This is a genomic window from Ensifer sp. Root278 (assembly GCF_001429285.1).
Classification (GTDB): domain Bacteria; phylum Pseudomonadota; class Alphaproteobacteria; order Rhizobiales; family Rhizobiaceae; genus Ensifer.
This window is the reverse complement of sequence record NZ_LMJJ01000006.1, coordinates 131479-154697: the sequence shown is the minus strand read 5'-3', so window position 1 is coordinate 154697 and position 23219 is coordinate 131479. Positions and strand designations below refer to the sequence as shown.

29 protein-coding genes are annotated in these 23219 nt (G+C 61.7%); 6 read left to right on the top strand and 23 right to left on the bottom strand.

From position 1 onward, the window contains the following. The 4 genes from ASE60_RS08290 to ASE60_RS08275 form a co-directional block, all read right to left on the bottom strand. A partial coding sequence (locus ASE60_RS08290) for an amidohydrolase family protein (protein WP_156414606.1) occupies positions 1-524 on the bottom strand: 524 nt, incomplete at its 3' end. A gap of 547 nt (positions 525-1071) precedes the next feature. After that, a complete protein-coding gene (locus ASE60_RS08285) occupies positions 1072-1950 on the bottom strand; it encodes an AraC family transcriptional regulator (protein WP_057249267.1) in 879 nt (292 codons plus the stop codon). Positions 1951-2012: 62 nt separating this feature from the next. Next, positions 2013-2798, bottom strand: a complete 786-nt coding sequence (locus tag ASE60_RS08280; protein ID WP_156414605.1) for a helix-turn-helix domain-containing protein — start codon at positions 2796-2798, stop codon at positions 2013-2015. A gap of 139 nt (positions 2799-2937) precedes the next feature. Further along, positions 2938-3831: a LysR family transcriptional regulator gene (locus ASE60_RS08275; protein WP_057249265.1), complete on the bottom strand. Its 894-nt coding sequence runs from the start codon at positions 3829-3831 to the stop codon at positions 2938-2940. 99 nt (positions 3832-3930) lie between these two features. Here ASE60_RS08275 and ASE60_RS08270 point away from each other — a divergent pair, with 99 nt between their 5' ends. Continuing rightward, positions 3931-4392: a cupin domain-containing protein gene (locus ASE60_RS08270; RefSeq protein ID WP_057249264.1), complete on the top strand. Its 462-nt coding sequence runs from the start codon at positions 3931-3933 to the stop codon at positions 4390-4392. Positions 4393-4493: 101 nt separating this feature from the next. After that, the gene (locus ASE60_RS08265) at positions 4494-5309 is read left to right on the top strand and encodes an arylamine N-acetyltransferase (protein ID WP_244495564.1); all 816 of its coding nucleotides are present in this window, start codon (positions 4494-4496) and stop codon (positions 5307-5309) included. A 53-nt stretch (positions 5310-5362) separates the two neighbouring features. On the opposite strand, the gene ASE60_RS08260 is transcribed toward ASE60_RS08265, so the two are convergent. Next, a complete protein-coding gene (locus tag ASE60_RS08260; RefSeq protein WP_057249262.1) occupies positions 5363-5596 on the bottom strand; it encodes a hypothetical protein in 234 nt (77 codons plus the stop codon). 414 nt (positions 5597-6010) lie between these two features. Here ASE60_RS08260 and ASE60_RS08255 point away from each other — a divergent pair, with 414 nt between their 5' ends. Both ASE60_RS08255 and ASE60_RS08250 read left to right on the top strand, forming a co-directional pair. Continuing rightward, complete coding sequence (locus ASE60_RS08255) at positions 6011-6421, top strand: methylated-DNA--[protein]-cysteine S-methyltransferase (protein ID WP_244495563.1); 411 nt, start codon at positions 6011-6013, stop codon at positions 6419-6421. A 1-nt stretch (position 6422) separates the two neighbouring features. Next, on the top strand, positions 6423-7058 hold the full coding sequence (locus tag ASE60_RS08250) for a hypothetical protein (protein ID WP_057249260.1): 636 nt from the start codon (positions 6423-6425) through the stop codon (positions 7056-7058). Here ASE60_RS08250 and ASE60_RS08245 read toward each other — a convergent pair. From ASE60_RS08245 to ASE60_RS08210, 8 genes are all read right to left on the bottom strand, one after another. Further along, entirely contained in the window at positions 7036-7785 is a 750-nt protein-coding gene (locus tag ASE60_RS08245; RefSeq protein ID WP_057249259.1) for a 2OG-Fe(II) oxygenase, read from the bottom strand. The genes ASE60_RS08250 and ASE60_RS08245 overlap by 23 nt on opposite strands. Further along, the gene (locus ASE60_RS08240) at positions 7782-8348 is read right to left on the bottom strand and encodes a methylated-DNA--[protein]-cysteine S-methyltransferase (RefSeq protein ID WP_057249258.1); all 567 of its coding nucleotides are present in this window, start codon (positions 8346-8348) and stop codon (positions 7782-7784) included. Before ASE60_RS08240 ends, ASE60_RS08245 begins: the two co-directional genes overlap by 4 nt. An 88-nt stretch (positions 8349-8436) precedes the next feature. Beyond that, entirely contained in the window at positions 8437-9087 is a 651-nt protein-coding gene (alkB, locus tag ASE60_RS08235; protein WP_057249257.1) for a DNA oxidative demethylase AlkB, read from the bottom strand. After that, positions 9071-9721, bottom strand: a complete 651-nt coding sequence (locus tag ASE60_RS08230) for a hypothetical protein (RefSeq protein WP_057249256.1) — start codon at positions 9719-9721, stop codon at positions 9071-9073. Before ASE60_RS08230 ends, alkB begins: the two co-directional genes overlap by 17 nt. A gap of 22 nt (positions 9722-9743) precedes the next feature. After that, positions 9744-10385, bottom strand: coding sequence for a DNA-3-methyladenine glycosylase (locus tag ASE60_RS08225; protein WP_057249255.1), 642 nt, complete (start codon positions 10383-10385; stop codon positions 9744-9746). A gap of 94 nt (positions 10386-10479) precedes the next feature. Next, positions 10480-11571, bottom strand: coding sequence for a bifunctional DNA-binding transcriptional regulator/O6-methylguanine-DNA methyltransferase Ada (gene ada, locus ASE60_RS08220; protein ID WP_057249282.1), 1092 nt, complete (start codon positions 11569-11571; stop codon positions 10480-10482). Positions 11572-11915: 344 nt separating this feature from the next. Next, positions 11916-12365: an ester cyclase gene (locus ASE60_RS08215; protein ID WP_057249254.1), complete on the bottom strand. Its 450-nt coding sequence runs from the start codon at positions 12363-12365 to the stop codon at positions 11916-11918. A gap of 177 nt (positions 12366-12542) precedes the next feature. After that, positions 12543-13064, bottom strand: a complete 522-nt coding sequence (locus ASE60_RS08210; protein WP_057249253.1) for a DUF6428 family protein — start codon at positions 13062-13064, stop codon at positions 12543-12545. Between the two features lie 43 nt (positions 13065-13107). Between ASE60_RS08210 and ASE60_RS08205 the strand changes: the two genes are divergently transcribed. Together ASE60_RS08205 and arsK are read left to right on the top strand one after the other, a co-directional pair. Then, positions 13108-13449: a metalloregulator ArsR/SmtB family transcription factor gene (locus ASE60_RS08205; protein ID WP_057249252.1), complete on the top strand. Its 342-nt coding sequence runs from the start codon at positions 13108-13110 to the stop codon at positions 13447-13449. A 19-nt stretch (positions 13450-13468) separates the two neighbouring features. After that, a complete protein-coding gene (gene arsK / locus ASE60_RS08200; protein ID WP_057249251.1) occupies positions 13469-14671 on the top strand; it encodes an arsenite efflux MFS transporter ArsK in 1203 nt (400 codons plus the stop codon). On the opposite strand, the gene arsH is transcribed toward arsK, so the two are convergent. From arsH to ASE60_RS08150, 10 genes are all read right to left on the bottom strand, one after another. Further along, positions 14672-15400 carry an arsenical resistance protein ArsH gene (gene arsH / locus ASE60_RS08195; protein ID WP_057249281.1) on the bottom strand — a complete coding sequence of 243 codons (729 nt, stop codon included), beginning with the start codon at positions 15398-15400 and terminating at the stop codon, positions 14672-14674. Continuing rightward, on the bottom strand, positions 15375-15797 hold the full coding sequence (arsC, locus tag ASE60_RS08190) for an arsenate reductase (glutaredoxin) (RefSeq protein WP_057249250.1): 423 nt from the start codon (positions 15795-15797) through the stop codon (positions 15375-15377). The genes arsH and arsC overlap by 26 nt, the downstream gene beginning before the upstream one ends. A 2-nt stretch (positions 15798-15799) precedes the next feature. Further along, a complete protein-coding gene (arsB, locus tag ASE60_RS08185; protein ID WP_057249249.1) occupies positions 15800-16858 on the bottom strand; it encodes an ACR3 family arsenite efflux transporter in 1059 nt (352 codons plus the stop codon). Further along, entirely contained in the window at positions 16845-17384 is a 540-nt protein-coding gene (locus tag ASE60_RS08180; RefSeq protein ID WP_057249248.1) for an arsenate reductase ArsC, read from the bottom strand. The genes arsB and ASE60_RS08180 overlap by 14 nt, the downstream gene beginning before the upstream one ends. Before the next feature lie 15 nt (positions 17385-17399). Continuing rightward, positions 17400-17840 carry an arsenic resistance N-acetyltransferase ArsN2 gene (gene arsN2 / locus ASE60_RS08175; RefSeq protein WP_057249247.1) on the bottom strand — a complete coding sequence of 147 codons (441 nt, stop codon included), beginning with the start codon at positions 17838-17840 and terminating at the stop codon, positions 17400-17402. Further along, positions 17837-18190: a helix-turn-helix transcriptional regulator gene (locus ASE60_RS08170; protein WP_057249246.1), complete on the bottom strand. Its 354-nt coding sequence runs from the start codon at positions 18188-18190 to the stop codon at positions 17837-17839. The genes arsN2 and ASE60_RS08170 overlap by 4 nt, the downstream gene beginning before the upstream one ends. 203 nt (positions 18191-18393) lie before the next feature. Then, a complete protein-coding gene (nadE, locus tag ASE60_RS08165; RefSeq protein WP_057249245.1) occupies positions 18394-19236 on the bottom strand; it encodes an ammonia-dependent NAD(+) synthetase in 843 nt (280 codons plus the stop codon). Positions 19237-19485: 249 nt separating this feature from the next. Then, positions 19486-20376, bottom strand: a complete 891-nt coding sequence (locus ASE60_RS08160) for an intradiol ring-cleavage dioxygenase (RefSeq protein ID WP_057249244.1) — start codon at positions 20374-20376, stop codon at positions 19486-19488. 3 nt (positions 20377-20379) lie between these two features. Next, complete coding sequence (locus ASE60_RS08155) at positions 20380-22134, bottom strand: FAD-dependent monooxygenase (protein ID WP_057249243.1); 1755 nt, start codon at positions 22132-22134, stop codon at positions 20380-20382. Further along, entirely contained in the window at positions 22127-23212 is a 1086-nt protein-coding gene (locus ASE60_RS08150) for a branched-chain amino acid ABC transporter permease (protein ID WP_057249242.1), read from the bottom strand. Before ASE60_RS08150 ends, ASE60_RS08155 begins: the two co-directional genes overlap by 8 nt. Between the last annotated feature and the right edge of the window lie 7 nt (positions 23213-23219).

The following is a 23219-nucleotide window of genomic DNA, read 5'->3' as shown; positions in this document are numbered from 1 at the left end:
AGCAGGAACACCGGCGTATCCGGGGCGACCGCATTGATCTCGTCGATCGTCGGCAGCCGCTTTTCGGCGAACTGGTGTTCGGTAAAGCCGCCGACGACGCGCACCCATTGCGGCGCCGGGGTGATCGCCACCTGTCGCTTCAGCATCGCCATCGCATCGGCGAGCGAACGCACGCCGTCCCAGCGCAGTTCCATGTTGAAGTTGAGGCCGCCGCGCACGACGTGGGTGTGGTTGTCGTTGAGGCCCGGCAGCACGCGCTTGCCCTTGAGGTCGATCACCTGTGTGCCCGATCCGGCCAGCACCATGATCGTCCGCTCGTCGCCGACGGCCAGGAACTTTCCGTCCTTGATGGCAACGGCGCTTGCCGTCGGGTTGGCGCGGTCGAGCGTGGTGACAAGGCCGTTGTGCAGGATCAGGTCGGGCGTCATCGAGGTGTCTCCAGTCTGTTGGGCGTGTGTCGCGGTTGCCCTGCCCAAGGCTAGGGCGGCGGCGGTTGCACCGAGAAAATTGCGCCGTGTAGGCATTATACGGGTTTCCTATCTATGGAGTTGCTGCCCGGCGTCCAATACCTGCGCTTGACGTGGTCGCGGAGCCCAGAAGGAAAATGGCAGGATCGACATGCCGCCGCGCAGCAGATGACGGCGCCAATGTCAGGGGAAAGGAGCGGGTAAAAACCTGCGAAGGGGGGCGCCAAGCTGCCGGCAAGGTCACTCGATCAACGAACTGGCTGTCGAGTGGGCGGACGGCGCTAAGATAGGTGAGATCAGAAGGCTGCGGGACGGCGGCGTGGCTGCCAGGATCATCGGCTTCTCCCAGATCAGTTGCCGGTTGCGGGACTGTTTCTCCAATATTGCGTTTATTCCACTGCAGTTTCTTGTCGGGAATGTCTGCCTTTTGAAGATTCTCACGTTTAAGCAGCGAAATCTAACTCTGTGGACGTCCGGACGTTTTTCCCTGAACTTATCGCCGGTTGCGCCGCCAAGGTTGAGCCGGGGGCGGAGGCTTGTTCGTCGTGTTTATCTTACAAGGCGTCCGTTCCATGCAGCCAACGGTCGCTCCCGTTTGGCCGATTCAGGTGCGCCGGTCACGCCGGAAACGAGCGGGCGTGATGCCCGCTATCAGGGAAAAGCTTCTGGTCAGATGGCTTTGGTCGGCGAAGCCACAGCGAATGGCGATTTCGGCGATTGGCATATCCTGGAGCAGCAATTCCTTGGCGCGGGCGATGCGGTATTCGGTGAGCCAGCGTAGTGGTGTGCGGCCGAAGCTCGCCTTGAAGGCTTGTATAAAGTAGCTCCGAGACAGCTCGCAGCTTTTTGCGAGCACCATCATCGATAGGTTTCCGTCGAGCTGCGCGGCCAGGTACTCCAGCGCGCGCTTTTCCTGCCAGGGAGCCAGCGTGCCCTTGCGCTCGCCCGGAAAATACAGCCCGCCGTATTTCTGCACGAGATGTGTCATGATGGCGAGCGTGACTTGATCGATGAATAGCCGACTGGCCTGTTTTGGCCGCTCCAGCGCGGGCAGCAGCGCGTGGGCGAGGCCGAGAATGACGGTGTCGACTGTACCAGGAGGGCATTCGAAGCCCATGAGGTCGGGCCGCCCGATTTCGGTGGCGAAGTCGCGCACATGCCGAAAGGGAATCCGGAAGCGCACGTTGTCGAAGGGCGATAGATGATGGCAGCGCCATTCCTCGCGCAGGTCCGTGATGGCAAGCGCCCCCTCGGGGTGGCCGCCTTCGAAAATCAGCGACTTACCACGCCAAAGCCGATGTAACCGAAAGTCGCGCAATTGCGTGATAATGCTAAAGGCGTCCTCGCGCACGTTGGCCGGGCTTGGTGCCAAGTCTTCCCGATCGGACTTCAATCGCATTATGGAGATGGGAGACGCATCGACGATCGATCGGCGTATGGCGTCCGGCTCCTGGGTCTTTTCTGGGGCGGACTCCCTGTACATCGTGCACTCCCAACTAACTGGCGAACGAAAGATTGCCCAACTCTCTCGTTGAAGCAATTGGACTAATGGAGGCCTCGTCGCCGCCAAACTGAAGGCGTAACGCCAGTTTCACTGACAAATACCCTCTCAAAATGTCCGAGGTCGTCGAAATCGCACGCATGCGCAATGTCCTCCAGCGAGAGGGCATGGTCGGCAAGGTGTGATTTCGCCCTGCCGATCTGCGCGGCGATTGGCCGTAGCGTGGTTCCGGGTTCTTCCCGCATAAGAGCCCCTTGCGCCTTGCCAACGCTTTCCTCGATCGGCTCGCCATACCGGTGCAGGAGGTGGGCGCAGATGGCGACCGCTACGGGTCGCAGGGGCGCCGGCGCCGTTCCGGTGCCGGCAAAAAATGCAAGCAGCGCGGTACCGAGATTGCGAAGCACTGAATCCGGTTCGCCGCGACGGCAGATCAGGCGTCGTCGTCCGATTTCCGGCGATAGTTCCGCAGTCTCGTTGAAAAGGGCCTTGGGCAGCACAAAGGCGAGCGAGCGCAGCCGACTGTTGAGGCGAATGCCCGCCCCGTCCGCGAGATCCACGAGGCAGATCGTACCGCGCGCGAAGTGGCGAACCTCAGTACAGGAGCCATCCGCCCGAATGTCGGCGTGTTCGGCGTCCTCCAGGTAGAGCATGAGGAAATAGGACTGGGAGGCAGGGAGCCGAACGTCGTTTGCCTCATCGGCCCTGGGTTCGCGGCAAATGCTGGTCACGGAAAAGGTCGCGGCGCGGATTGGAACAGTGCTCAAGCATGGGGCCTCTGGCGTCCCGAAGCAGACGCCTACGCATGCCATGTCTTTGCTATCGAAGTTCAACGACAATCCCTGGGCGATATCTGAGGAATGACCTTGTAAATGCAGGTTCTGCCCCTCGACTGTATTCCAGGCTGTGCCAAGGTGCAACGCGAAGACCCATCGAACTCGCGTTCAACGGGAATTGTCGAGATCACCTCTTCTACGTCCGCAGTTTGCCTGCCAGGAACGAGACGAAGCGTCGGACCTTGACCGCGATATGGCGGTTGGCCGGATAGACCGCCTGCAGCTGTAACGTACTGATATGCCAATCGGGGAGAAGCTGTACCAACCGGCCCTGCCTGAGGTCTTCGCCAACGATAAAGTCGGGCAGGAGGACGATACCGACTCCCAGCAAGGCGGCGTCACGAAGACCAAGGCTGTGATTTAGTTCCAGCCGCGGCACGATCGGAATGCGGAACTCCTCATCGTTCCTCCTGAACGGCCAGATCCGCCCCCACCGCAATTCGGCGAAGTGGAGGCAGAAGTGGTTTGCCAGGTCGTGCGGCGTCTTCGGTGCGCCGTGTTCGGCCAGATAGGCGGGTGACGCGGAAATCACGAGGGACGATGTCGCCAGCTGCCGAGTGATGAGATTGATGTCGACTTCGAGGCGCCCTCGAATTGCAAGGTCGAAGCCATCCTCGACCAGGTTTACGGCCCGATGCGACAGGTCCAGTTCGATGGACACGGCCGGGTTGAGCTTCAGGAACTCCGAAACTGCCGGCACGATCACCAGATGCCCGAGATCGGGCGGCGCCGACACCCGCAATCGTCCGACGGCTTCCTTCTGGAACGAGGTCGCCGTCCGCTCCGCCTCCCTTATCTGCGGAAGGATACCCGAAAGGGCTTCGCGGTAAGCGGCGCCCGCCTCGGTAAGAACGACCTTGCGTGTCGATCTCTGAAAGAGGCGGATGCCGAGGCGATCCTCGAGCTGCCTGACCTGGGCTCCCACCGTCGCGCGCGACATGGCCAGTTCGTCCGCAGCCTTGGTAAAGCTGAGATGGGTGGAAACCGTCAGAAAGGCGGCAATCCCGTCAAGCGGATCGAGCGATTTCATGAGCGCGATTATCCGTTCAATGATGTCAAGTCATCGCTCTTATCATGAGACGAAGCACAAAGTAATCGATGGGTGTCCTCAAGCAGAAGGAGACCCGACATGAAGACATTCACTTACGCGGCGGTATCACCGCCGGGACATGGAATGCCGGCAGCGGCGTTCGGCAAACACGTGATACGGATGATGGCCGACAATACAGGCGGTGCGCTGGGCATGCTCGAGGCCATCGTGCCGCCCGGGGAGGGCCCGCCGCTTCATGTGCACGAGCGCGAGGATGAGTTCTTCCGTGTCCTGTCCGGTTGCTTCGGTTTCTGGTGTGGTAGCGATTATGTCGAGCTCGCCGAGGGAGGCTGCATCGCGCTGCCGCGCGGCGTGCCGCATCGCTTCCGGAACATCGGGGAGACGGAAGGCTGCCTCATGGTCGTCGTGACGCCGGGCGGGTTCGAGAACTTCTTTCCGATCATCGACCTCTGCAAGCCCGAAACGCCCGAGGAGATCGCCTCCATCGCAGCGGATTTCGGCCTGACTTTCCTGCCTGAAGGCAGGCGCAAGGTCGCCTGATCCGGCGGCAGACCGCCCCAAACACAGTGCCGAGAAAACTCGACAACGGTCCATCGAAAGGAGACCGAAGGATGACACACGCGCCTTCACACGAAATCGGAATGAGCCTGACCGCCGGCCAGTTGGACGCCTATCTCGCAAGGATCCGGGTCGACCGGCCAATTTCTCTCGACCTTCAAGGCCTGTCGAAACTTCACCGCGCTCACCTCATGACCTTCACCTGGGAGGCGCTGGATGCCTTCATGGGATGGCCGTGCTCGATCTCCCCGGCATCCGCCTTCGCGAAGATGGTGGAGGGCAGGCGCGGCGGCTGGTGTTACGAGATGAACGGTCTCTTCGGCGCAGCACTTGACGCGCTCGGTTTCCGGGTAACCCGTCTTTGCGGCGCCGTCGACCGCAAAAAACTGGGCAATATCGCCATCGGCAATCATCTGACCCTGCGGGTTAATCTCGACCGCCCCTATCTTGCCGAGGTCGGCGTGGCCGACGCCATCGTCGAACCCGTGCCGATTGCTGTCGGACCGTTCAGCCAGCGCGGTTTCGATTTTTCGATCATGCCGGCGGAGGACGGCTGGTTGCGCTTCAACAACCATGTACACGGCATCGCACACAGCTTCGATTTCCGTGCCGATTACAGCTGCGAGGCCGCCATGGCCGCCACGCATTCGTGGCTGATGCGGGACCCCGGGTCGCCATTCACAAACGCGCTTGCAGTGCTGCGTCATACCGCGGACGGTTATGTCGCCCTACAGAATGATCGCTTGCGCACGGTCACGCCGGGCAGCGTTCGCGAACATCGCATCACAAGCGCGGACCATCTCGCGGACACGTTTGAGACCGTTTTCGACCTTGAGATTCCCAGGCCCGAGCGGATCTGGGACAAGGTCCAGGCGATTGGCCGCGACAAGGCGGCCTGAAGGCGCGGCACCAATATTCTGGGGTTCGAAGAAACGTCTATCCTTCGCGCAGTCTAGCGAACATTGCCGCGCATTCGCAGGAGCATCGGCACGACCTCGGCAGATCGAGTGGGCTGTTCCATCTCATCGGCGGGCTTGCCGCCGGTGTCCTGGCCGATCGCCGCACTGCCCATACGCTCGACCTCGGACCAAGCCGGCGACGGCGTGATCATTCGGAGTAATTCCGGAGGCAGACCGTCGCCGCGCTGAGCGGCGATGGAATGCAGACCTCGCAGCAATGTCATCATGGCTGGTCCCTCCGTTGTGATTTGAAGGGCCTCTTCAGACCGCGTTGATGTTCCTCAGCGTCGTGGAAGAGCCCCGGAGTGCCGCGCGCGCGTTTTCACGCTGACGGCGGGCGGCGGCCATTTGCAGTTACATTGGGCTTGCCAACGAACGATACGGCTGCCGCTCGGGCACACGCGCTCCGAAAATTGCTTTCAAATCGAAATTAGCAGTTCCTCGGAACGAGACGCTGACGATCAGTATTTCGATTTGAAAGCAAGGACCGGAGAGTGGCGCAACGCATCAGCTTCTAAACTCGTTTCACAACGAGTAAGACGATGCGTGAAACTATTCGATTTGCATGGGGCGCCAGTTCCCTTGGCGACTTTGTTGTCGCCATGTCGAACAAGGGGATTGTGGCGCTTGAATTCAGCTCGATGCGCACCGCGATGGAGGATGCGTTGAGTATCCGCTTTCCCGAACCCGAGCTTGAACGCGCCCAGCAGGAACTTGCCGACGTGATCGAAACCGTGGCCGGCGCGATCGACGATCCGGCCAAGGTTTACGATCTGCCACTCGATCTGCGCGGGACGTTGTATGAGGTCCAGGTCTGGCTCATGTTGCGGGAAATTCCTGCTGGCCAGACCACGAATTATGGGGCGCTCGCAGCCAAGCTCGGTTCGCGTGATCCGCGGGACGCAACAGCTGCGATCGCCAACAACCCGATCGCCGTGATCGTGCCGTGCCATCGCGTCATCAAGAAGGATGGCTCGATTTCCGGTTATCGATGGGGTGTCCGCCGCAAGCGTGCTCTGCTGGCACGCGAGCAGCGCGCCACGGAGGAATGAGATGTCGGATGCTCGTTCCGCAGTCTCGCCGTGCGGGCATATCGCCGAGCCGCTGCAGGTCATCAGGCTGTCGATCGATTCCGTAGATGCCGCCCGTCGGCAATTCCCAGGCTACAGGTTGACGCGGCTGGTGGGGGCGCGGCTTGAGCTGGATGAAAAAGACGTCGAAAGGCTCTGTGACCTGCTCGGGGTCGATCTCCTGCGACCCGTGGAGGGCGCGTCGAAGCCGTTCGATCATCATTTGCGCCATGTGATCGCTCTCTACGAGCTTAGCGCTCTGTTTCGCAATGACGGGCACGCGCCCTACCATCATGCGATCCGGCCGACCGGCTACGACTATCACCGAGACGAGGTGGATCCGCACGGCATGGAGCTATGGCAGGCCGACTATCGCGCGATGCCGGATGTCAGGCAAATGATGGCCGCTTCGATCCTATGGCTCTATCGGGCAGGGAAAGACACTGTCTGGCTGCGGCGGGTGCCTTGCATCTGGCACGCTCTCGGCTCTACGCGCTTTATCCTGGGTGGTAGTTGCGGCAGTCCGCTCGGGCTGCAGGCCAGGGGCGCCGGAAGGCCAGCCGGCGCTGAGAAACCGCGGCGCCGGCATCGCGCGCTCATCGGGCGTCGTGAAAAATGATCCCAACGGTGTGGCGCATGCCGGATCGGACGCGGCTGACACCGTGGCGCAGGTTCACGCGGTAGTTTCCCTTCGTCCCCTGGACCGGACGATTGTGGACGGCGAAAGCGACGGCGTCGCCCTGTCTGAGCGGCACGACCTCGACGCGGCTTTGCATGCGCGGCCGCTGTTCGGTCAGTGCAAATTCGCCACCTGTGAAATCGCGGCCCGGCCCGGAGAGCAGGATCGCCACCTGGATCGGGAATGCGAGGTCGCCGTAAAGGTCCTGGTGAAGGCAGTTGAAGTCGCCGGCAACATATTGCAGCAGCAGCGGCGTCGGCCGGGTCTGGCCGGCATCGTGGCATTGCTTGAGGAACGCGGCATGCTCGCCTGGAAACCTCTGGTCCAATCCCATCCGTTCGTTCCACACGTTGGCGACACCGGCAAGGCGCGGGTAGAGCGCCGTGCGGATACCGCCGATGAGATCGGGCAGCGGATATTTGAAATAGCGATACTCGCCCCTTCCGAAGCCGTGCCGCGCCATGATGATATGGCTGCGGAAATGGCTTTCGTCGGCGTAGAGCGACGCGACGCTGCTGCATTCCTCGGGCGTGAGAAGCTGGGGAAGGACAGCGCAGCCGAAGCCGTCGAGCTCGCCGGCGAGCGCCTTCCAATCATAGGCAGCAATCCGTGCCGCCGCGGACGCATCCGCAGAGGCCGGTACCATGTTGATCGCAGTCTTGTTCATAGCGTGGCTTCCTTCTCTATGAGGGTGCGTTTGCGCTCAAGGCCCCAGCGATAGCCGGCGAGGTCGCCGTCGGTGCGCACGACCCGGTGGCACGGAATGGCGAGCGCAATGGGGTTGGCGGCGCAGGCGCCGGCGACAGCGCGCGGGTTCGCGAACGGGCCAATCCACCTGGCGAGTTCCATGTAGCTCACCGTCCGGCCGACGGCGATGGCCTTCAGCTTTTCCCAGACGCGGCGCTGAAACGGCGTGCCGCGCATGTCGAGCGTCAGCTGAAGGCCGCCGGATGGCTTGGCGATGTAGCGCAGGACTTTCGCAACGTCGTTCTTCACCACGGCCTCGCTCGCCACGAGCGTGGACTTCGGGAAGCGATTGGCAAGGTCCGCCGTCAACTCTTCGGCGCTGTCGCCGAGCAGGATCGAGCATACGCCCTTGGCGCTGCGCGCGACCAGCACCTTGCTGAGTTCGCAATCGGCGACTGCGTAGGAGAGAACACCGGCGGTCGTCGAAGGGGAATGCTGCAGTGATTGCGGCCGCAGCGCGTCAGTCTTGATCATGAGGTTCATCGTCGTAGCTCCTTGTTCTGTCCTCACGATCGAGACTACGTTTTTGGTCGCGCCGCCAAACTCCGATCCTTGCTTTCAAATCAGAAAGCTATAACGCTCCCCGGAAGGTGAGATTGATGCGCATCCGTCCGACAGTCTCATGGACGCCATCCTTCAATTCGGGCACGCCGTGATAGAAGAGCCGCGACGGGCCGCCCCAGACCGCCACGTCGCCATGCCGCAGCGCATACTTCTTCACAGGATCATTCCGCTTCAGGCCTCCGAACTGGAAGGTGGCTGGCAGGCCGAGCGAGACGGACACGATCGGATTGGCGAAGTCGCGTTCGTTTCTGTCCTGGTGCAGCGAAAGGCGGGCGCCCGGCTCGTAGCGGTTGATCAGGCAGGCGTCAGGGCGGAAGTCCGGATAGCCCGCCCGTGTCGCCGCCTCCACAGCCAGATCGAGGAAGCATTCCGGCATGGCCGGCCAGGGACGGTCTGTTTCCGGATCGTCGCGATCGTATCGATAGCCGGTACGATCCGTGACCCAGCCGGCGGTGCCGCAATTCGTCATCGCCACCGACATGGTGAAGCCGCCCGGTGTGACCATATGTCGGAATGGCGACTGGCTGGTGATGTGGCCGAGCGCGGCGAGCAGATCCTTTTCAAAGGGAAGTGCTGCGCCGCGAAGCAGCATGGCACCTTCCGCCATGATCTCGGTTGCGGGATCGGCTGGGGCAAGCATGTCAAACAGATCGGGCATCTTCGGGCCTATTGCGTATCGTGTTGATCGACGGGTGAAAGACGGGCGGGTAGCCCGCAAGGAGCACCATGACCGTTGATGGTGGTGTCAGGAGCCAATCGGCGTCGTTGAGGATTTCGGGCCTGTCGTAGCCGTCATTGGCCCAGCGATACGCGAGGCCGGCGCGCAGCGTGTAAGCCTCATCCGCTGCCACGACGACCGCGCCGTCGGGCAGGTCGGTCACCGGAAGCGTGATCGGATGCAAGCGCTTGCGGCGGTGATCGAGGCGCTCGGCATGCAGGACGGAATCCATATGCGTGGCCGAAGGAGGCGCCTCTTTCTTCGCCGACGCCCAGCAGGCCCGGAAGCGTTCCGCGGCCTCGCGCCGGCAGAGGAAGCAGGGACGATGTCCGGCGGCGAGCGCAACGGCCTCGTCGAGGAAAAACAACTCCGTCCAGCTCCGGCGCGCCATCACGTCCCGGCGCCACCCCTTGAACGCGCAAGCGCATATGAGCCAGGTTTTTGTCGCCCAGCGCCTGGCCAGCAATGTCTTCGTTGCCGGATCGTGGATGATGCCGCGATTGCCGGTAAACAGCCCGCGCTGAGAAATGGCGACGATATCACCGAAGGGCGTGACGCGGTTTTGAAGGGGCATGGTGTACTTCCCGGAGCCGTATTTACTTCAAAACGTTTCCGCGCTCGCGCGGGATGCGCCACAGATACCAGGCTGCGACCGTGCGATGGGGCGACCAGAGCTTGGAGATCTCGCGCAGCTGTTTCGGCTTCGGTTGCTCAGGCAGCGATTTCAGGACGCGGTAGCCTTCGCGGACACCGAAGTCATCGACGGGCAGGATATCCATCCGCTCCAGAGAATACATCAGCAGCATTTCGACCGTCCAACGGCCGATGCCCTTGATACCGACCATTCGGTCGATCAGCGCCTCGTCGTCCATCGTCGCGGTGATGTTGTGGGTGGGGATCAGGCCATCCAACGTTCCTTGGGCGATTGCCTTGATGGTGGCGATCTTGCTGGTCGAGAAGCCGCAGGTCCGAAGCTGGTCGAACTCGGCCGCGATGAGGTCTTCCGGGCTCGGAAAATCGCGGTCATCGAAGAGCCCCTTGAGGCGTCCAATGATGGCATCGCCAGCTTTGGCCGTCAGCTGCTGGTAGGCAATCGCGCGAACGAGCGCCTCGTATGGTTCGCGGGCGGCTTTGGGGTCGTGCCGGCAAGGGCCGACCAGCTCGATCAATCTGGCCCAGTCGTCGTCATGACTGGAGAGGAAGGCAACAGATTCATCGTAGTGGGAGAGCAAATTCATAAGGACGCCTTGCATTCGTCGGCAACCGCGAAGCGCGGCCGGTTGCAGGTGGTCAGGATGTGGCCGCGGCGGAGCGGCGGTTGTGGCCGTGACGTCATGCGGTCTGAGACGCTTCCCGATCGAGCAGGGCGCGCTTGCGGTCGACGCCCCAGGCATAACCGGAGAGCGCGCCGTCGTTACGCACGACGCGGTGGCAGGGGATGGCGACCGCGATAGTGTTTGCGGCGCATGCTCCGGCGACTGCCCGCGTGGCACTCGGCGAGCCGATACGTCGGGCGATTTCAGAATAGGACACACGCGCGCCGACAGGGATCTCCTGCAGGATCTGCCATACCCGGCGTTGGAACGCCGTGCCGCGGACGTCGAGCGGCAGATCGAGGCCGACGGTGGGGTTTTCGACGAAGCCACAAACGCGGGCGATCAGAGCCTCGTATTCGCGGTCCATGCCGATTAGGCGCGCCTTCGGAAAACGATCCTGAAGATCGCGAACCAGTTCGTCCGGATCGTCGCCGAGTAGGATCGAGGCGACGCCTTTCGTGCTGGAAGCCACAAGGATTGCGCCGAGATAGGACTGGCCGATCGCAAACTTGATCTCCTCGTTGGCGCCGCCTTCACGATACTGTGTCGGCGTCATGCCGAGCATACCGGTCGACTTTTCGTAGAAGCGGCCGCTGGAATTGAAGCCGGCGTCATACATCGCCTCGGTGACGCTCGTGCCGGTATCGAGGCCCTCACGCACTTTCTTCGCGCGGTGGCCGGTGGCATAGGCCTTCGGGGTCAGCCCCGTCGACGTCTTGAACATACGATGGAAATAGCTCGGACTGCGGTCCACAGTAGCCGCCAACTCTTCCAGCGACGGTTCCTCCTCGCTCTCTTCGATGATGCGGCAGGCCTTGGCGATTAGGGCGGCATTCTCGCATTCGAGCGAAGGGCCATCGGGGTTGCAACGTCGGCACGGACGAAACCCGGTTGTCCGTGCGCTTTCGAGCGTATCGTGCAGCGCGACGTTCTTCGGATTTGCCGTGCGTGACGGGCAGGAGGGCCGGCAATAGATGCCGGTCGTCGAAACGGAATACCAAAACTGACCGTCGGCAGACTTGTCGCGCGCTACGATCCGCGCCCAGCGGGGATCGTCCCCCACGGAAGGAGGTGAGCTGTAAAGGGTTGGTGCGGGCCGGATGTTCATGTCCATGGTCTTCTACTCGGATTTGTTCTGGCTCGATCGTGCCTCCGATCCGCGCTGGTCACACTCCGATCCTTGCTCTCGAATCGAACAAAACCCACCCGAAACTTGCGCGGGCGATCGATAGGGCGTCGGGTTTCCGGCGTACCTCCAGTGCACGGGCACTCAGTGCGAAAAGCGTTTTGATCCCATGTTGAAACACCACTTTTGGTTCGGCCAGACTACATGCGCGGCATTGAGCGGGGTGGTGAAACATGCAATTGAGGCTCGCACAGGGAGCTGTGCGAGCCTCAATTCTCTTGGCCAAGATGCGCAGCTCACGCGAACTGGCGCTATGTGGTTTTCGATCAGGCTTTCTGGATCAGCCCGAGCTGCATCATTGCGGTCAGGCCGTCGTCGAGACCATGCTCTTCGACGATCATGCCGTCGACCACCTTCAGCACGGTCTTGCCGGTAAAGTGCATCTTGCGGCCGGTCGCCGCCGGTACGCCGCCGAGCAGGAAATCGTCGAAAGCCGGACCCGTGTGGGTGCCGCCGCCTTCCCACTGGCCGACCACATAGTCGCCCTCGGCAATCAAGTCAGCTGTGCCCCAGAAGTTGAGGTCGGGGAACGCGGCGCGGAAGTCGGTCATGAACGCCTTGATGTCTTCGCGGCCGCGGCGCGGTTCGTGCAGGGAATATTGCAGGAGCATATCGGGCGCCGCGACCTCATCGATAACAGCAAGATTGACGTCCTTGCCCCAGAATTCGGTGAACCAGCGAACGACGACTGCCTTGTTGTCTTCTTCTTTGCTCATGGAAATATCCTCATTTCAAAATCGGGCGACCATCGAAACCGCTCGATGACCTGATCAAAGGGATATGTGAGCTTGCCGGGCGCCAAACTCCGGTTCTTATCTTCGAATTGGAAACGGCGCGCGAGGTGAGCGCTGGCGGTTACCGCATGGGTGAAATGGCTGCCGTTCCCGGGTGGCCTAGGCGCAGCACTCCGCGACGGTCGAAGGGCCGCAGCACCGCTTTTCATTGGACGCGTGTTCAGCCAGCCATCGGTCTCGAGGCTTGCAGCTCGCGGGGCGGGGCGTCAACGTAACGTGGAGAGCACCGTCTTCCGCGACAGGATCGTTTGCGCAGAACAACTGCATCGGGCGGACTCCATCGCTCACTTCGAAGGTCAGCTTGGCCGAACCGTCAAGACGAACGTGCTCGGAAACTTTGCAAACAATGGCCGAAAATTTTCCGGCCGTCATATGGGTCCGCTCGCCCTCTTCGATATCCCACAACTGCACGAAGATTTCAGACCAGGCCTCCGGATTAGCGCCGCAATCGAGCGCGGAGAACTGGCCAACCTTGACCTCAGTCACATGGTAGCCGGGCTTTACGGGCTTTCCGTCGTAGGCGAACACCAGTGGGAGGTCCGCGGCGTCAGCGATCCTTTCAAGCAACTCTCCGAGCGAGATGTCAGATTTGTTGGAATGGCTATTGTCGATCTTGCTCATTTGCGTCTATCCTCGATTTCAATAGTTCAAGGATTATTGAAATATGGATGATCGTCAAGCCCTCGCGTCCTTTGCGGCACTTTCTCAGGAGACCCGGCTCGCCATCGTAAGAACGCTGGTCGTCGCCGGCCCTGAGGGCCTGGCCGCAGGCGCGATTGCGGAGCGCATGGGCGTTTCTCCATCGAACGTCTCGTTTCACCTCAAGGAACTCGAACGCTCCGGCCTCATCTCCCAGCGCCGCGAGTCGCGTTCGATTGTCTACAGCGCAAGTTATGACACGCTGGCTGACCTGGTGACGTTCATGACGGAGGACTGCTGCGCAGGACATCCCGAAATCCGCGGCTCGGTCGAGCGATCCGCTCGTTGCTGCCCAAGCGAAGCGTAGAGCGCCGAGGAATCCGTCATTGCATACGAACAAGGTTCCTGCGGGCATCGTCTCCGCTCTCGGTGTCACGCAGATTATTGGCTACGGCACTCTCTATTATGCCTTCAGCATCCTGGCGCCAGGAATGGCCAAGGACCTGGGCATCAGCCTGGAACGTGTCTTCGCCGTCTTCTCGGTCTCGCTGTTCATTGGAGGTCTTTCCGCTCCGTTCATCGGCAGACATATGGACAAGGTCGGCGCGGCGACGGTGATGACGGTTGGTTCGACCCTTGCGGCGTTCACCCTGGCGCTTTGCGCGTGGTCGCCGTCCGTAGCGCTCTTTGCCCTTACAATCATCCTGCTGGAGGTGTCCTCCGGCATGGTCCAGTACCAGGCAGCCTTCGCGACGCTGGTCGAGAGCGAACCCCGTTCAGCCTCCCGCAGCATCACCTATCTCACACTGATCGGCGGCTTTGCTTCGACCATCTTCTGGCCGATCGCCGCGACACTGATCAGGTACCTGTCCTGGCGGGAAATCTATCTGCTGTTCGCGGCGCTCAATCTTCTCATCTGCATGCCACTTCACTACTGGATCATGCGTGCCGGAAGGGTCGGCTCCAAACTGGATGAGACAAGAACCCACGAAATCGTCGTCGGCGCACTTGAGCCGCGAGCGCGCCGCCGCGGGATGTTGCTGGTCTCCATTGCCTTCTCGCTTTCGGGGTTCACTCTCGCGGCAATCCTCGCCCACATGGTGCCGATGCTGGGCGCGATGGGACTCGGCAGTGCGGCGGTCGTGATCGGATCGCTGTTCGGCCCGGCACAGGTCATGAGCCGCCTGATCAACATGGCCTTCGGAAAGGGCCTGTCGCCGCCCGCGCTTGCGATCGTTTCTGCGACCCTTATGGTCCTCGGCGTCCTCATACTCGGAGTCTCGGGCAACTGGTTGCCTGGCGCGGTGGCATTTGCCGTCTGTCTTGGCCTTGGGTCCGGGATCAACAGCATCGCTCAAGGGAGCCTGCCACTCTATCTGTTCGGCTCCGCAGGCTACGGAGCGATTACAGGAAAGATGGCTGCGGCCAGACTGGCGGTGGGGGCCGCCGCCCCCTTCGCGTTCGCCACGGCGATGGAGAATCTCGGCATCGCCACGGCGCTGTTCGTCAATGCCATGCTTGGTACACTCGGGATCGCTGCATTCATCGCAGTGGCTGTCTCTACGCGCAGCCCCACGAAGGCTGGGTGACTAAATCGACCTCAACGACACCCGCTTTTCAAGTTCGGCAGCGTGTTCCTTCCGCTCGCTGTAGCGGTCGGTCAGGTAGGCGGAAGCGTCCCTCGTCAGCAGCGTGAACTTGACCAGTTCCTCGCACACGTCCACGACGCGGTCGTAGTAGGAGGACGGCTTCATTCTGCCGTCGGCGTCAAACTCCTGGTAGGCCTTGGCGACGGACGACTGGTTCGGGATCGTGATCATCCGCATCCAACGGCCGAGCACGCGCATCTGGTTCAGAGCGTTGAAGGACTGGCTGCCACCAGAGACTTCCATGATCGCCAGTGTCTTTCCCTGCGTCGGTCGAATTGATCCGAGCGACAGGGGAATCCAGTCGATCTGGGCCTTCATGATGCCCGTCATCGCGCCATGGCGCTCGGGGCTGACCCAGACCTGGCCTTCCGACCATTGCGACAGCTCGCGCAGTTCCTGCACTTTCGGATGGCTGGCCGGAGCCGCGTCGGGAAGCGGTAACCCTCTTGGATCGAACATGCGCACCTCGCACCCCAAACGCTCGAGAAGTCGTCTGGCTTCGTGCGCGAGCAGCCGGCTGTACGAAACCTCCCTGAGCGAGCCGTAGAGGATCAGGATACGCGGCTTGTGCGTCGAAAAGGCGGGACGCAACGCGTCGAGGTCAGGCTGACGAAGATGCGGCTCCTGCAAGGCAGGGAAGGTCTCAGACAATGCGCTTTCCCTCTTGATCGAGGACCTGCTCGCCGTCTTCCTTGAAGAAGGCTCCCTTGAAGGCATCCGGCAGGATGTCGAGCACGACCTCCGAGGGGCGCGCGAGCCTTGTGCCGAGCGGCGAGACGACGAGCGGCCGGTTGATGAGGATCGGGTCCTTGAGCATGGCATCGAGCAACTGGTCGTCCGTCAGCTTCGGATCGTCGAGACCCAGCTCCACGTAAGGCGTCCCTTTCTCGCGGATCGCCTGGCGGACGGTCAGTCCGGCGTCGGAGATCATCCTTGCCAGTTCCTCGCGCGAAGGCGGAGACTGGAGATAATCGATGACCGTCGGTTCGATCCCGGCTGCGCGGATCATCTCCAGTGTGTTGCGGGACGTGCCGCAGGCCGGGTTATGATAGATGGTGACGTCCATTGTCATGTCCTTTCGGTAATGGTGTTCCGGGAGACGGCGGGTGCTGCCTCGTACCAGCCCTTGGTGCGGTTCACGGCCCAGACGACCGTGAGCATCACGGGAACCTCGATGAGCACGCCGACGACCGTCGCCAGCGCTGCGCCGGACTGGAAGCCGAACAGGCTGATTGCGGCCGCAACCGCGAGTTCGAAGAAATTGCTGGCCCCGATCAGTGCCGAAGGTCCGGCGACGCAATGGCGCTCGCCCGAGATCCGGTTCAAGACGTAGGCCAGCCCCGAGTTGAAATAGACCTGGATGAGGATGGGGACGGCCAGCAGGGCGATGATCGTCGGCTGCGCGATGATCTGCTCGCCCTGGAAGCCGAAGAGGAGGACGAGCGTTGCCAGCAGCGCGACAAGCGAAAGCGGCTGCAGCTTCGCCAGCATGACGTCCAGCGCCCTGGTCGTGCCGTCAGCGGTCAGACGGCCTCTCAGGACCTGCGCGATGATGACCGGGACCACGATATAGAGCACGACCGATAGAACGAGCGTGTCCCACGGTACGGTGATGGCCGACAGCCCGAGCAGGAGACCGACGATCGGCGCGAAGGCGACAACCATGATCGCATCGTTGAGCGCGACCTGGGAAAGCGTGAACAGCGGCTCGCCGCGCGTCAGATTGCTCCAGACGAACACCATCGCGGTACAGGGCGCGGCCGCAAGGATGATCAGACCTGCGATGTAGGAGTCGATCTGGTCGGCGGGCAGATAGGGACGGAACAGCCATCCGATAAACAGCCATCCCAGCAGCGCCATGGAGAACGGCTTTACCGCCCAGTTGATGAACAGGGTCACGCCGATTCCGCGCCAATAGCTGCTCACCTGTGCCAGCGAGCGGAAGTCGATCTTGATGAGCATCGGGATGATCATCAGCCAGATCAGGATGGCGACGGGCAAATTCACCTTGGCGATCTCCGCCGCGCCAATGGCCTGGAAAACACCGGGCATCAGATGGCCGAGGGCGACGCCGACGACGATGCAGAGAAAGACCCAGATGGTCAGGTAGCGTTCAAACGTCGACATTGGCGGACTTTCCCTGGCTTGCCGCCGAACCTTCCATCGCGCCGATCTGGCCGAGCTTCGTTTCGAGCGCCAGGTGATCGAAGGATGCCAGCGGGAGGCTGACGAACACCATGATCCGGTTCTTCAGGAAGCGGGCGGCTTGCGCGAAGGCGCGCTGGATTTCGACCTCCGTGCCAACAACGGCGGCCGGGTCTTCGACACCCCAATGCGCGGTCATCGGATGTCCGATCCATACCGGACAGGCTTCGCCGTGTGCGCTGTCGCAGACGGTGAAGATAAAGTCCATTTCGGGCGCACCAGGCTCGGCAAAGACGTCCCAACTCTTGGAGGAGAAGCCAGTCGCCGGATAACCAAGTGCTTGCAGTTCCTTCAGCGCATGCGGATTGATCTCGCCTTTGGGCTGGCTGCCCGCGGAGAATGCCCTGAACCGTCCGCCGCCCTCTTTGTTGAGGATGGATTCGGCGAGAATGGAACGTGCGGAATTGCCCGTGCACAGGAAAAGCACGTTGTAGGTCTTGTCGGTCATGGTCGTTGTCCGTGGTTAGGTCGGAGGATTGCTGAGTTTCATGATCGTGGCCGATGCCGGGCAAATGCCCGAAAGCTGACGGGTTGCGAGAACGGCGGGCGGCGCATCGGCTCGCTCGACCGCAACGAAACCGAGGCTTTCGAAGAACGGCGCGGCGGTCGTCGTAGCCAGGAAGACTGCCGAGCTTTCTTTGACGGCTTTCAGGGTTTCCCTGGCCAGCGATTTGCCGAATGACTTGCCACGATGCTCGGGCAAGATGACCATTGACCTGAGGAGGACCGCATCGCCGCACGTCTCAATGCCAGCGTAGCCAATTGTGCCGCCATCGGAGGAAACCGCCCTGAAGAACGAGCGTCCCGGCTCTCCGAGGTCCTCGATCGGAAGACCGGAGGCCGATAGCGCCAGCTTCAGTCCGGGATCGCTTCCCGGGATTGGCTCTAGTCTGATGTCGCTCATGACAGCTTCACCTCGGGTCCGCAGCAGGGCGTAAGTTCGGCGATCAGCGGCGCACAGAGTTCGGTCGAGCCGCCACAGCAGTCTTTCAACAGGAAAAGGGTCAGGTTTCGCAGGCCGTGGAGGTCGGCTCGATAGATGATCGAACGGCTTTGCCGTTCGCTTGTCACGAGGCCGGCGCGCAACAGCGTCGCGAGGTGCGCCGACATGGTATTCTGCGGGACGTCGAGAAGGCGGGCAAGTTCGCCGGCAGGCACGCCATCCGGTTCATGTCGGACGAGAAGCCGGAATGTCTCGAGCCTGGTAGACTGGGCCAGTGCGGCAAGCGCCGCCATTGCGGTGATATTATCCATTAATCCAGAATAATAGATATATTGGATATGTCAATTGCTGCCAACGATCCTCCTCTCCACTATTGGCGCGAAGCCGGAGCAGCCCCGAATGCATAATCCACCCGGCAACAGCGCTCACAGCTGTGATGATACCTTCTCGCTGGTGTCGCTTGTCTGCGCGGGCCTCACACCGGAATGGACCAGGATTTGCCGAACCGCAGATATCATGCAGTCGTGGCGTGCAAGACCTGGTGATGGTCCGTGGGAACGACGGGAAGGGCGCGCTTATGTGCGCTGGCGCGATAGGTTGAGAGTATGCGTTCAGCCGCAGCCGACGCGACAGTTCTGCCTTCGAGAAAGTCGTCGATCTGGTCGTATGTCACGCCGTAAGCGTCCTCGTCCGGCCGCAGAGGCGCGTCCGATTCAAGGTCAGCGGTGGGAGTTTTCCAGACGAGCTGTTCCGGCGCGCCGAGTTTCGAGGCGACGGCGCGGACGCGGCGCTTGTTCAGACCGGCGAGAGGGAGAATGTCCGCTGCGCCATCACCGAACTTCGTGTAGAAGCCCATGAGCGCCTCCGCAGCGTGGTCCGTGCCGATGACGAGACCCGACGATGCCCCGGCGATCGCATATTGGGCGACCATCCTCTGCCGTGCCTTCACGTTCCCGAGGATGAAATGATGACGTGGGGCCGGGTCAACGCCGCCGGCAAGGATTGCGTCCATGAGGCTATCGGCCGCCGGTTTTATATCCACGGTGATGACACGGTCCGGGCGGATCGCAGCGACGGCTGCGGCCGCATCGTGTTCGTCCGCCTGCACACCGTAGGGAAGCCGGACGGCAATGAACGTCGCCGAATGGCCGCTTTCGCGTAACTCCTGAACGGCGCGCTGGGCGAGAAGCCCGGCCGTCAGGGAATCGACCCCGCCGCTGATCCCGAGCACGTAGGCGCGCTGTCCGCCTTGCACGAGATATGCCTTCAGGAATTCAATCCGCGTGCGGATTTCGCTCAGCGCATCGAACTCCGATCGAACGCCAAGCGCCTGAATGATGGCAAGTTGCTCTTTCACTGAATGTCTCCTGCTGCCTTCGCCTCGTTGCTCCTGGCGGTCCGTCCCTTCGGGGTGACCGCACCAGATATTTCATCTGAGGATCCGAAGGAGGCAAGGGAATAACCTTCCTGCCTCCTCCTTCTTCCACGTCGAAGTCACGCACGCCAGCAATGCTGGACGTGGTCTTGCAGCAGAATGGCGAGCCTGCGGCCTGAGCGACGATTGCTTTTTTGGCGTGCCGCTGCTAGGCAATGACCTCGGAACCGGTCAGTTGGCGCCCTTTGACCGCGCCAGCACGAAATCGTGGTTTACTTCCCAGAAGCGACCCGAAAATCCGTAATCCGCGGCGCGGCCCGGGTCCTCAACGCGCCGGAAAGTCGCCAGCAGGCTCTGCTTCACTCCGAACACCGCATCCGAATGGATATACGGATCATCCGGATCGAAGATGTGGGTGATGAGCGTCTCGTACCCGTCGGCCTTGATGATGTAGTGGAGATGGGCCGGGCGGTTGGGGTGACGCCCGAGATGCTCCAGCATCCGGCCGACCGGACCGTCGTTCGGGATCGGGTAGTATTTCGGCTTTACCGCCCGGAACCAATATCCGCCGTCTGGCCCGGTGCGGAAGACGCCGCGCAAGTTGAACTCCGGCTGGATGCCCTTCTGCTGAACGTCATAGAAACCTTCGTCATTGGCCTGCCAGACATCGATCACGGCGTCAGCAATGGGCCTGCCCTCGGTATCGAGGATGCGACCGCCGACCACCATGTCCTCGCCCTTCTGGTCGAGACAGATGTTTGCGCCCATCTCGAGCTCCGGCGCGTCCTGGACATGAAACGGGCCCAGCACGGTGCTTTCGGAGGCACCCGACGGCTTGCGATTGTTGATTGCGTCGACCAGCATCGAGACGCCGAGCGTGTCGGACAAAAGGATGAACTCTTGCCGCCATTCGTTACACATCTGTCCGGTGCGTGTGAGGAAGAGGATCGCCTCCATCCACTCCTCCTGCGTCGGCTCGATTTCCCTCACCGCTTCGTGCAGCTTGCGCGTCACGACGTCCATGATCTGTTTCAGTCGTTCGTCCTTGGCATTTTTGTTGCGGCCCGTGACGACCTCAATCGAGTTTTCTTCGGTGAAGAAGCCTTTCTCATGCGCTTCCATGGATCACCTCCCAAGCACTGATGTCATGACCCGACGAAGGTCTGCGACGGGATCTGCCGACTGCGCCTCCGAGCGCCAGCAGACGTGATGGTCAGGACGCACGAGAACGATGCCGCTGTCACGCACTTCGCTCAGCCCGGCCCAGTCGCCGGTGAAATCATCCCACTGCTGCCGTGCGCCGATGGCGTGGGCCGCAATATCGACACCAAGCTCATAGCCGACGACCTTCGCCGCTTCGATCCACCCCTGTCCGCCGATCCCGGTCAGGACCGTGAACCGGCCGTGGCCGGAGAGATCGAGCGTCGAGGCCTTCTTCCCATCGCCAGAGAAAACCCATGCATGCGGCAGTCGGGCCCCCGGCCAGGTGGTCTGCTGGAAATGCAGTTCCGGGTCCTTGGCAAAGGCCGGTTCGGGTTGACCATCGGTGACGATCGCATCCGAACGATAGCGCTGGTTCATCTCGACGCCGTGGGCGTCGAACTCGTAGACCTTGGCGGCGATCGCCTTGCGGATGGCGGCGCGCTGTTCTTCCGCCGCCGGCGTATCGCGGCAGCGCGCATCCATGTTCTGCTGCATCTTCACCGGATCGATGGAATCGAGCAGGCCGAGCGCCTTGAAGATCGGGCCGAACTCTTCAATCGACTTGTTGGCGCGGGTGACGATCTGCTTGGCGACCGGCGCTCGCTCCGTTGTGTAGGTATCAAGCAGCTTTTCGCTCGCCTGGCCCTTCAGCACAAAAGCGAGCTTCCAGGCAAGGTTGAAGGCATCCTGGATCGAGGTGTTGGAGCCGAGCCCGTTCGATGGCGGATGGCGATGCGTGGCATCGCCCATGCAGAAGACGCGTCCGTTCGACATCGTCGTCGCATACATGTTGTTGACCGTCCAGGTCGAGACCTGCTTGATCGTGACATCCAGATCTTGCACGCCGACCAGGTCGCGCACCACCTTCTTCGCATGGGCTTCGTCGACGGCCGGTGCCGGCTGGTTGATATCGTATCCCCAGACGATCAGCCATTCGTTCCAGGGGCGGACCATGCGCACGAGGCCCATGCCGATACCGCCGACGTCGGCCCCCGGTTGTAGCACCCAGTAGAGTACCGAAGGACGGTGGGCGACATAACGCGACAGGTCGGCCTCAAACAGGATGTTCATTGAGCCGGCAACGCCCATCCGGCCCTCGAAGGTGAGCCCGGCATGCTCCGCGACCTTCGAATTGCCGCCGTCAGCACCGATCAGATACTTCGAGCGAACGGTGATTTCCTTGCCGGTCAACCGGTCGAGACAGGTCGTGGTAACGCCTTCGCCGTCCTGTACATGGCTGACATATTCCGTCGACATCCGCGCCTGGGTACCGCGCGAGCAAGCCGTCTTGAATAGGAGCGGCTCCATGAAAGTCTGGGGCAGATCGTTCATCTGGCTCGGCGAGGATAGCTGGTGTTCGGCGCGCGAGACCGGGTGCTTGCCCCAGCTTTTCATGCGTCCGATCTCTTCGCCCGCAAGCGAGGTACAAAAGACGTTCTCGCCCATCAGGTCCTGTTCGGCGGCGAACATATAGACCTCGTCTTCCACGTCCCGGCCGAGATCGCGCAGGACCTCCATCGTGCGCTGGTTGGTGATATGGGCGCGTGGCGTGTTCGCCAGCCAGCGATAGCGGTTGATCACCATGTTTTCGATGCCGTAGCTCGAAAGCAGGGCGGCCGTGGCGGAACCGGCTGGCCCCGTGCCGATGATGAGTACGTCGGTTGTGATATCAGCCATTTGGTCCTCCCTTTGGCATGTGTGCGAGTGGTCCGTCGATCAATTTGCGACGGACCGGAAAGAGCTGGATTCCGGTGCGATCGGAGAACAGGCCCCAGAGACCGCGCGGCGAAAAGAGCATGACGAGGATGCCGATGAGGCCAAGGACCAGCAGGTACCAGGAGCCAAAATCGGCGAAGAGCTTTTGCAGCAGGAAGAAAAGCACCACGCCGACGATCGGCCCTTCGATGGTGCCGATCCCGCCGATCACCACGATGAAGATGACATAGGCCGTCCAGTCGGTGACGGAGAAAGCCGCGTCCGGCGAAATACGCGCTTTCTGCACGTAGATCAGCGCACCGGCCAGTCCAGTGACGTAGGCCGTCGCTACGTAGACCAGAGCCTTCATGCGGCGGGCGTCGACGCCGACGGCACGGGCGGTCTGCTCGTTGTCGCGCACGGCCGCAAGACCGAGCCCCTGCTTGCTTCGCAGCAGGCGGTAGATGAAGCCGATCGTCGCGAGCGCCAGGAGGAGCGCAATCCAATAGGTGAGGGCATCGCTGGCTGCGGCCGCCTTCATACCGAAGAGGTCACGCACGATATCGACGCCTGCCATGTCCTTCGTCGCCTCGCGCGGCAGCGACGTGCCGGTACCCCCGCCGAGCGCCTTCCACTGTGCGAGCAGCAGCCGCACCACCTCGGCCACCACCCAGGTGCCGATGGCGAAATAGGGTCCCTGCAGCCGGAAGGTGAAAAAGGCCGTCGGAATGGCGAGGAGCGCCGAAAGAGCGCCGGCAATCAGGATCGCAACGATGGGATCGACGCCCGCCAGAATGACCGCACCGAACATCGCATAGGCGCCGAAGCCGACGAAAACTTGCTGGCCGACCGAGATCAGCCCGGCATAGCCGGCAAGCAGGTTCCAGTTTTGCGCCAGCACCAGCATGGTCAGGATGAAGAAGAGATCCTGCACGACGCTGCGGGACACGATGAGGGGAGCTGCAATCGCAAGCGCGAGCCCGGCGACTGCCGCCAAAGCTGCAAGCGATGAGGTTCCGCTCCGGGTTTCGACCTTGAAGGACGGAATGGCGATGGACATCGGCTTG